Genomic DNA, 6,191 nt, shown 5'->3' with positions numbered 1-6,191 from the left:
CTCCTGGCCTATGGACTTGTGGATAAGCCATTCTGAGAGTAAGGTGAATGAACTAACAAACCGGGAATAGCTCTTATTTTTCCTGAATTTTGTTCCAGATCCCCGGACCTAGCTAAGTTTTATTTGACAGAGACCCATTTGTACCCGATTATTGCGCCGACAAAATCGAATCCATATCGAAATGAAGCGCCACGCGCTATGAATAAGGAACATCCTATGAATAAAAAAGAATTAGTTGCTGCCATAAGCAATACATCAGGACTCAGTAAAACTGACTCAGAAACCGCCTTAAATGCAGTGATTAGCTGCCTCACTGATTTACTTACCAAGGGCGATTCCATTGTGTTGCCAGGGTTTGCCAGTTTATCGGTGAAAGAGCGCCCCGCTCGCACCGGACGAAACCCAGCGACAGGACAACCCATCGAGATTGCTGCCAGTAAAGCTGTGAGCTTTAAAACCGGAGCAAAATTAAAAGAGGCCATTAACGGCCAATAAACTGGGGAGGTAATGATGGCTCGGGGTATTAACAAAGTTATTCTAGTAGGTAATGTGGGCAATGCACCCGAGGTGCGGCAAACAACAGAAGGCAATGCGATAGCGACACTTTCTTTAGCAACCAGTGAAACGTGGAAAGACAAACAAACTGGGGAAAAACAGGAAAAAACCGAATGGCATCGCGTTGTATTTTTTAGACAACTTGCAGAAATTGTTGGGAAATACGTGAGAAAAGGCTCAAAGCTCTACATTGAAGGGAGCCTTCGCACCCGAAAGTGGCAAGACCAGCAAGGCATAGACCGTTATACCACCGAGATTGTTGCCAATGACATGCAAATGCTGGATAGCCGACACGATGAAGAAAGGCCTGATAACAATGAGCCTAGCTATGCTGCCCAGAATCCAATTCCAGCCAACAATCAACCTCCTGTAATGCAGGATTTTGATGATGATGTTCCGTTTTAGGAGTTTTTATGTGGTTTAATAATCTTGTAATTTATCAATTTAACACCTCTTTTGAAAAAAGTGCAGATGAGTTGGAACAAGCTCTAGAAGAGCTTCGCCTAAAACCCTGCCCACCTCATGCGCGTCAATCCCAAGGCTTTGTAGCCCCAACTGATGAAGAAAAAGGAAGAGTACACAGCCTGTATGGCTGCCACCTCTTAGTCGCAGCTAAAGAAGTACGCCTCTTACCTAGCAGCATTATTCAGGCAGTACTTGAAGAAAAAAATAATGCTTTTGAATTAACACATAATCGGCCAATGCGGCGAGCTGAAGTCCTGCAACTCAAAGAAGAAATTGAGTTTGACTTACTGCCTAAAGCCTTTAGCGTACAAAAAAAAGATTGGCTTTATATCGATACAAACAAACAATGGCTGGTCATCAACAGTGCCAACCCCAATAAAGCCTCTGAAGTCATTACCCTTTTGACTAAAGCCCTGGGTTCACTCGATGCCGCACCCCTAATGCCTGATTCTGATTTAAGTACTTTGTTTGCTCGTTGGTTGCATGAGCCTGCTTCTTTGCCAGAAGGTCTACTGCTTGCAAAAAGCTGTGTGCTTGTTACCTCAGGAGAGGACAAAAGCCAGTATACCTGTAAGGATATAGAAGAAAACATCGAGGAATTAACTACGCTACTTGCCCAGGGGTATACGGTTTCCTCCATTGAGCTCATTTGGCAAGAGAGGGTTCAATTTGTTTTAACCAATAACTTCCTGCTAAAACGGTTGAAATGTCTTGATTACCTTGACGATGCGTTCAAAGACAATGGTAAGTTGGATGATGACCAAGAGCAATTTGATGCTAATTTTTCGCTTCTTACTGGTGAACTCAGAGACCTTATCCAGTTTTTAATGGATGTATGTCGTAAAAAAGAAGCTGTTATGGTACCAGAAGAAGCTTGCGCTCTTTAAATCAGTTTTACTGCACTAGTAAAGCAAGTATTCAATGAATTTGAAACTTGCTTATTTTTAACCAAATACAATTTGGATTTACATTTTATGAACGACAAGAATCCACCTATTATAGAGCAGGAAGACATGAATCAATCGCTAACCATTGAAATGGCTCTGAATAATATCAGTCAATACAAAGGCTTCTTTCCAAAAGCAGATGTAGATTATTTATTAACAAAAAAAGAGGAAATCATTCCCATTTTATTAGATTCTCTAGATGATGCTCTTGTAAATTACCCAAGTATTCCAAACGATAATATGCACTATGTTTTTGCGCTCTATTTATTAGCACATTTTCGTTGCAAAACTGCATTTCCCAAAATAATGGCGCTTTTGGAATTACCAGGAGAAGCCGCATTCCATCTATTGGGCGATGATATGGTTACCGATTATGGAATGAAAAACATAATTGCCTCCACCTTCAATGGTGATTTATTCCTGTTGACCAAAGTCATTGAGAATCAAACGCTGAATGAGTATGTGCGCGCCTCTGCTCTTTCTAGTTTTAACGCACTTTGTTTACTTGAGCTGATTGACAAAGAAACACTCACCAAATATTTATTAGAGTTGATTGACGGGAAGCTTGAAAAAGACCAACCGCATCTATGGGCAATCCTTGCTGGCATGGTTATGGATCTTTATCTTTATGAACTGATTCCTCGGCTTGTAGAAGCATTTAATAAGGGATATGTCGATCCAGACTATACCAGTTTAGAGGATTTTGAAGATTGGTTTGCTAACTCTGATGCCACCACCAATACTGATAAACACTTTATGGGCCAATACCATTATATTGATGCCATTAAGGATATGGAGTGGTGGGATTGCTTTCAATCAGATGAAGACAGAAGAAAAAATGAGATCAAAGTAAGTAAGCTTATGAATCAGTTGCTGTCTTTAAATGACTCTGAACGCCCTATAAAATCCAGTACCATTCCATTTCAACGTGCCGGTATTAAAACGGGAAGAAATGATCCATGCCCTTGCGGTAGCGGGTTAAAATATAAAAAATGCTGCTTACATTAAATATGTGCTTATTGAAGTCGTTTTAATTATCAGTAAATCCGCTTAAGTAAGGATTAAAGACGGGTCCTGTGGAAGAACCCCCAAAAGTGCTCAATCTGAGTTTTGCAGGTTCATTTTTAGATTTTTTTATTTACCAATACTGACGTTACGCTGCCTCAAATAAAAATATAATGTTGTCTTTGAAATACCCAGCTGTTCCGCAATTTTCTTCACAGAAATACTCCCCTCTCTATACAGTGCCTCAGCAATGGCAGCCTTCTCCATCGCTGCTTTCGACATCCCTTTTGGTCGTCCGCCTTTTCGTCCACGGGCCCGTGCTGATTTTAACCCAGCTTGTGTTCGCTCACGAATCAATTCTCGTTCAAACTCAGCAAGTGATGCAAAAATACCAAAAACCATGCGTCCCTGTGCGGTTGATGTGTCAATCGGATCATTCAAACTGATTAATCCGACTTTTTTCTCAATGAGTTTTGTTGTGAGATGAATTAAATGTGCCAGGTTTCTGCCAAGCCTGTCTAGTTTCCAAATAACCAGGGTGTCGTCTTCTCGAATATTTCGGATAATTTCGTCAAGGACAGGCCTTGCGGTTTTTGCACCACTGGCAATTTCCTCATGGATTTGAATACATCCCGCTTTTTTTAATGCTTCAACTTGCATAGATAAAGATTGCTCTTTGGTTGAAACACGCGCATATCCTATTTTCATGCCATTTAGTCCACTTTACTAACTGGAAAACAATATTTTGAACCAAGATTTACTGAACCGCTTTATCTTACCAAAAATAGGTGTACAATGCGACTTTCGTTGACTGAAAAATCAGTCCAGCCAAACCCTCGTTTTTTTGAACCACGAAATGTCTCATCTTAAACGCCTTTATCTTCTGCCTAAAGCTGAAATTGATAATCTTTATGCTCGGCCAACCTTCAATGCCGATGAGCAAGAAATTTACTTCACTATGAATCAAGAAGAGCTGAATGCATTGGCTCAGTATACCAATACCAAAACCCGCGTATTTTTCGTTTTGCAACTTGGCTATTTTAAAGCGAAATACCAGTTTTTTAATTTTACTTTTGAAGATGCTCGCTCTGACGTTGATTATATATTGGCCAACTTTTTTAACAAACGCGAGTTGATATTATCTGGTCGAATCTCACGAGGATACATCAGCGACCAGAAACAGGCTATTCTTCAATTGTTTGATTATAAGGATTGGTCTGAAGAGCAAAAAATATTCATTGAAACACATCTTGGTGAATTATTGAAATACTATCCGAAAGTCCATGATGCTCTGCGCCAATTATTAGTTTATATTGAGAGCCAAAGAATAGTAGCCCCCAGCTATCGAAGCTTGCAGGATATGTTCACCCAAGCTTACGCAAATGAGAATAACCGCCTAAGCCAAAAGATATTACTCATTCCAGCACCGAAACAAACACAATTGTCAGCGCTCATTCAACGCAATGATGGCATCACAAAACTTAACGTCATCCGCGCCGATCAAAAAGATTTTCAATATACTGCCTGTAAGGAAGAAGTCGAAAAAGCATTTGAAATTATTGAGCTCTATGAATTTTCAAAACAGTTTATTCCAACATTGGCTCTATCAAAAAATGCAGTTCGTTATTATGCTGATTTAGCTGAGCAATACGCAGCTTCACGTTTAAGACGATTAAGCCAAGAGCAACAGTGGTTACAAGCTCTTTGTTTTATTCATCACCGTTATCAGCAAATCATGGATAATTTAATTACGAGTTTTATGTATCACACCAAAACGATCTTGGATGAGGGAAAAACCTATGGAGACAAGGCTCTCTTGGACTATAGAGCTAGTCTTATCACCGATTTTCCCAAGCTCTCCAAATTTTTAAAATGGTTTCCTAAGCGAAATCCAAAATTAACGCATGAGGAGTTAAACCGTGTAGCATATAAAATTTTACCAGAGAAACAGTTCCCAGCACTAGCAGAGTTTTTGGATGATCATCTGTTTGATAAAGAAGCTGCTGAATGGGAATTTTACCTTAAATCACACCGTAAACTTTCACTCTACTTACGGCCTGTTTTACTGAATGTCCCATTTGTCTTTCATGAAGGTGACCACGATATAATGCCACTTATCCAGGTACTGAAAGATCATTATGCTAAGGGAAAAATGCCCGCGTCATTCAAATTATCTGATGAGCTTTTGCAGACCATTCCTAAAAAAATGATCCCCTATTTAAAAAGGGATCCAGAGGATGAGCATCTTGATCCCCATTTATTTGAATTTTTTATCTATCGGAAAATGTACAATCACCTCGATAAAGGCAGACTTTGCTGTAATGAAAGCGTGTCTTACTGTGATATGGATCATGATTTGATTAATGAGGATTTAGTCGATAAGGTGGAAGAAATAGCTGCAGAGTTCGGCTACACCAATATTCCCATTTTTTGCGATCAACATTTAGATGAGGCAGTGAATGAATTGGATGAAACATGGGTAAACACAATTGATCGAATTAATTCTGGCGAAAATAAAGGATTTGAACTCATCGATACAGAAGATAATGAGACGCCTGATTGGCATTTAAATTATGATGCCTCTGATAAATTGGATGATACTTTTTTTAAAACGTTACCTAAAACAGGTATAGCGGATCTTATGATGTTTATGGGGGATTTAATGAACATGTGGTCCGTCTTTTCTCATATGAAAACGCGCTATAACAAGAAAAAAACACCAGCTAAATTGGCACTGAATGCTGGGATTTTAGCAGATGCTTTTGGCGTCAGTGCAGAACAAATGGCTGATATGTCAGATATCAACTACAACCTTTTACGCTCAACACAAGAAGATTTTATTCGTATAGATACCCTATGTCCTGCTAACGACATTGCTTGTAATTTTATTTATTCATTGCCTATTTTTAAAGGCTGGAATTTAATGGGCAATAAAGTATTGGGGGATCTTGATGGACAAAAGCAACCAACCAGCCGCAGCACGATTCAATCAAGATATTCGACGAAATATCTTGGCAAAGATCCAGGACTGTCCATATATTCATTGACAGCTAATAATACCACCGTTAATGCCAAAAATATTGGTTTGAATGAGTACGATGCGTATTTCACTCCAATCTGATCACCGATTTCACTTCAAAATGATCACTCATTTCACTCCAATCTGATCAGTGATTTCACTCTAAACTGATCACCTATTTCACTCAATCTGATCAGTGA

The 6,191-nt window shown here is 39.4% G+C and carries 6 protein-coding genes; 5 read left to right on the top strand and 1 reads right to left on the bottom strand.

Annotation, left to right across the window (positions count from 1 at the left end):
- Window positions 1-198: 198 nt before the first annotated feature.
- The 4 genes from ELY15_RS12765 to ELY15_RS12750 all read left to right on the top strand — a co-directional run bounded on the left by ELY15_RS12765 (window position 199) and on the right by ELY15_RS12750 (window position 2,975).
- Window positions 199-495 carry an HU family DNA-binding protein gene (locus tag ELY15_RS12765; RefSeq protein ID WP_255411107.1) on the top strand — a complete coding sequence of 99 codons (297 nt, stop codon included), beginning with the start codon at window positions 199-201 and terminating at the stop codon, window positions 493-495.
- Window positions 496-510: 15 nt separating this feature from the next.
- The gene (gene ssb, locus ELY15_RS12760; protein ID WP_127100634.1) at window positions 511-960 is read left to right on the top strand and encodes a single-stranded DNA-binding protein; all 450 of its coding nucleotides are present in this window, start codon (window positions 511-513) and stop codon (window positions 958-960) included.
- 8 nt (window positions 961-968) lie between these two features.
- Complete coding sequence (locus ELY15_RS12755; RefSeq protein WP_127100632.1) at window positions 969-1,907, top strand: recombination-associated protein RdgC; 939 nt, start codon at window positions 969-971, stop codon at window positions 1,905-1,907.
- A 126-nt stretch (window positions 1,908-2,033) separates the two neighbouring features.
- A complete protein-coding gene (locus ELY15_RS12750; protein ID WP_158617485.1) occupies window positions 2,034-2,975 on the top strand; it encodes a DUF1186 domain-containing protein in 942 nt (313 codons plus the stop codon).
- Window positions 2,976-3,101: 126 nt separating this feature from the next.
- On the opposite strand, the gene ELY15_RS12745 is transcribed toward ELY15_RS12750, so the two are convergent.
- Complete coding sequence (locus tag ELY15_RS12745) at window positions 3,102-3,680, bottom strand: recombinase family protein (protein ID WP_127100628.1); 579 nt, start codon at window positions 3,678-3,680, stop codon at window positions 3,102-3,104.
- Window positions 3,681-3,828: 148 nt separating this feature from the next.
- Here ELY15_RS12745 and ELY15_RS12740 point away from each other — a divergent pair, with 148 nt between their 5' ends.
- Window positions 3,829-6,093, top strand: a complete 2,265-nt coding sequence (locus tag ELY15_RS12740) for a Tn3 family transposase (protein ID WP_127100626.1) — start codon at window positions 3,829-3,831, stop codon at window positions 6,091-6,093.
- Window positions 6,094-6,191 lie beyond the last annotated feature (98 nt).

The sequence above is a fragment of the Legionella sp. km772 genome, assembly GCF_003989735.1.
Lineage (GTDB): Bacteria > Pseudomonadota > Gammaproteobacteria > Legionellales > Legionellaceae > Legionella.
This window is presented reverse-complemented; position numbering and strand designations above follow the sequence as displayed.

Excerpts from the sequence above, each read along its gene's own strand:
- ELY15_RS12750 (WP_158617485.1), top strand. The coding sequence starts at position 2,034 with ATGAATCAATCGCTAACCATTGAAATGGCTCTGAATAATATCAGTCAA.
- ELY15_RS12745 (WP_127100628.1), bottom strand. The coding sequence starts at position 3,680 with ATGAAAATAGGATATGCGCGTGTTTCAACCAAAGAGCAATCTTTATCT.
- ELY15_RS12765 (WP_255411107.1), top strand. The coding sequence starts at position 199 with ATGAATAAGGAACATCCTATGAATAAAAAAGAATTAGTTGCTGCCATA.
- ELY15_RS12740 (WP_127100626.1), top strand. The coding sequence starts at position 3,829 with ATGTCTCATCTTAAACGCCTTTATCTTCTGCCTAAAGCTGAAATTGAT.
- ssb (WP_127100634.1), top strand. The coding sequence starts at position 511 with ATGGCTCGGGGTATTAACAAAGTTATTCTAGTAGGTAATGTGGGCAAT.
- ELY15_RS12755 (WP_127100632.1), top strand. The coding sequence starts at position 969 with ATGTGGTTTAATAATCTTGTAATTTATCAATTTAACACCTCTTTTGAA.